At 34.2% G+C, this 2,174-nt stretch carries 1 protein-coding gene; it reads right to left on the bottom strand.

Annotation, left to right across the window (positions count from 1 at the left end; genetic code table 11):
• A partial coding sequence (locus ACEN2I_RS19865; protein ID WP_441767814.1) for a condensation domain-containing protein occupies positions 1–2,174 on the bottom strand: 2,174 nt, incomplete at both ends.

Below are 2,174 nucleotides of genomic sequence, written 5' to 3'. Positions count from 1 at the left end.
CATAAACTAACAATGTTACCATGTGTAACCATCACCCCTTTTGGATTTCCAGTCGTTCCTGAAGTGTACATAACATAGGCCAGGTTATCTGGAGAGGAAATATTACTTAGTTTCTTATTGGAATAGCCAGATATTAAATCCCAATCACTGTCCAAAGAAAGTAGTGATACATTTTCTCGTTCCTTAATGACTATGGAACTTGATGAACTACTCAATACCAAGTCAATACCTGTGTCATTGAGCATATAATCTATACGCCCCGTTGGGGATTCTATATCGATTGGCAGATAGGCTCTTCCTGATTTTAATATTCCCAGAATACCGATAAACATCTCAACACTACGTTCTAAACAGATTGCTATTAGATTACTGGATACAATATTCTGTTTCTTTAAATAGCGTCCCAATTGATTCGAGCGTTCGTTCAATTCTTTATAACTTATTGATTTTCCTTCACATACTACCGCTATAGCATCCGGAGTTCTTTTAACCTGTGCTTCAAATAAATCTATTAATGTTTTATCTCTTGGATATACAACATCATTATCATTAAAAACATCTACTAACTGATGTTCTTCTTGTTTAGTAAGCATTGATAAATTGCTTATGGATTGAGTACTATCACTCAAAATACTCTTCAATAGTTCTTGATAATGTTCTTGAATTCGGTTGATAGTAGATTGATCAAATAAAGCTGTACTATATTCCAAATTAACACAAATAACTCCCTTTAAATCAGACACATCCATTATTAAATCAAATTGAGAAGTTACTCTATCAAAATCATAATCTGAAATCTTAATATTCTCTAATTCCAATTCTTTATTGGTTTCAGGAGCATTCTGTAATACAAACATGACCTGAAACAAAGGTTTCATATTTAAATCTCGAGTAGTAACCACACGATCTACAACTTTTTCAAAAGGTGCCAATTGATGATTATACCCCTCCAAGGTTGTCTGCTTTACCCTTGCCAATAGATCTCTAAAACTTGGATCATTGCTCAAATCGTTACGGAGCGCTAAAGTATTGACAAAAAAGCCAATTATTCCTTCTAATTCCGATTGGGTGCGATTTGCAATAGGACTTCCTACACAAATATCTTCTTGTCCAGTATAGCGATACAACAAAACCTTAAAAACAGATAATAATAACATAAAAAGTGTTACACTTTCTTCTTGGCACATAGATCGTAGAGAGGAACTTAAATCCTCATCTAGCTTAAAAGAAATAGTTGCACCTGAATTATTATGTTGTAAAGGACGAGCATAATCAGTAGGTAAAGACAAAGTATTTACGCCTTGCAATTTTTCTTCCCAATACAACAATTGGCTCTCTAAAACACTACCTTCTAAGTACTTACGCTGCCATACAGCATAATCAGCGTATTGTAGATTAAGTTCTGGTAAATTAGGAGTTCTGTTTAATTGGAAGGAGTTATACAACTCCATAAATTCATTAATCAAAATTCCTCGTGACCAACCGTCGCTAGCTATATGATGGAACACACTTGCCAATACATAATGATTATTTCCTAAACTATATAAACAGGATCGTAACTTATAATCCTTTGACAAATCAAATGGAAGTAAAAGATATTGCTCTAGAATACTATTCAATTTTGTTTCATCAGCTATGTTTAAATATTTCATGTTCCAATTTTCTGAACTAATTACCTCTTGATAACTTATCCCTTCTTCTGAAAGCAGCAAACTACGTAAAACCTCATGACGAGAAACAATACCTTTTAGAGTTTGCTCTAATATTGATACATCTATTGCTCCCTCTAAATGAAGGACAATAGGTATGTGGTATTCTGTACTGCCTTGCAATTCATCCAAAAACCATAGTCGTTCCTGACTAAATGATAAAGGAATACGAGCAGGACGATCTTCTAAAACAATTGTTGGTAATAAAATGCCTTTGGATTGTTCTGATATACAAACCAATAATTCTGAGATCGTTGTATATGTGAAAACATCGGCAATTTCAATTTCTACAGACCACTCCTTGCGAATCATGGAAACTAAACGCGTGGCCAACAAACTGTGACCACCTAATTCAAAAAAGTTATCATGGATTCCAACTTTATCAATCCCTAATAATTCCTGCCAGATTGCAGCTAACTGCGCTTCGGTTTCATTACGGGGTGCTACATATTCTTTACTGGATAA

It is taken from the genome of Flavobacterium sp. W22_SRS_FK3 (assembly GCF_052113665.1).
Lineage (GTDB): Bacteria > Bacteroidota > Bacteroidia > Flavobacteriales > Flavobacteriaceae > Flavobacterium.
This window is presented reverse-complemented; position numbering and strand designations above follow the sequence as displayed.